1 pseudogene is annotated in these 876 nt (G+C 71.8%); it reads right to left on the bottom strand.

What is annotated here, in order from left to right:
* Positions 1-261: 261 nt before the first annotated feature.
* A pseudogene (locus AC2W7M_RS26435) lies at positions 262-876 on the bottom strand (hypothetical protein); the annotation flags it as partial.

Raw genomic sequence — 876 nt, 5'->3', positions numbered from 1 at the left:
CCGGCCGCGCCCGCCGGACCCGACCCGCTGCGGGCGGCGCTGGAAGCGATTGATCCCGATGCGATGAGCCCGCGCGACGCGCTGGAGGCGCTCTACCGGCTCAAGGGGCTGGCGGATTAGGGCGCTGGAGGCCGGCACGGCGCGACGGCATTTTGCGCTGGAATGCGATCTTGGGACGCGAACCGCCGTTTTGCCCGCGCGCCGGGAGGCCGGCCATGACGCTCGGTTTCCAGGACGTGCCGTCCGCGCGATGCCGCGCGGCTACTGCGCCGCCGGTTGTTGCTGCTGTTGCGGCGGCGGCTCCGGCCGCTGGAGCAATTCGCCCCAGGCGGAGAAGGCGTCGTTGAACGCCTGATCGCCCGGCTCGCCCTTCTCCAGGGTGATGAGCGCGCGCTTGCTGTTCGAGAACACGATCGGCACGTCGATCCAGGGCGAGAACTGGAGCAGCGCCACATTGCGCTGCTTTTCCGATGCGCCGGGCGAAAGGCCCACCAGGAACAAGGTGGGGCTGACCTTCACCGACAGACCGGCCAGGGGCGTGCCCCGCGCCTGCGGATTGGGCTTGGCGGCGATCAGCGGCACGCTCGCCACGTCGCCGAACGGAAAGTCCTTCGGCAGCGTGAAGGCCACCTCCACCGTGTGGGAGGCGGGCAGGGTGGGGTCGGTGTTGCGCCTCAGCACGAAGGACATGCTGATCTGGCGCTCGGGAATGGTGACGTCGCCGCGCACGCCGATGTCGGGCGGCAGGCCCGGTCCCGCGCTCACGGTCTCGGTCTTCCAGGTCACCGTCCCGTCGAAGCTCTGCGGCTGGCCGCCGCCGGGCGTCTCCTCCAGCAGCACCGCCCGCTGCGCGGCGCCCGGGGTGCCGGGCGGGCG

The organism is Xanthobacter sp. BG11Y11_SDJG (genome assembly GCF_057364445.1).
The sequence above is the reverse complement of the archived record's forward strand: the minus strand, read 5'-3'. Positions and strand labels throughout refer to the sequence as shown.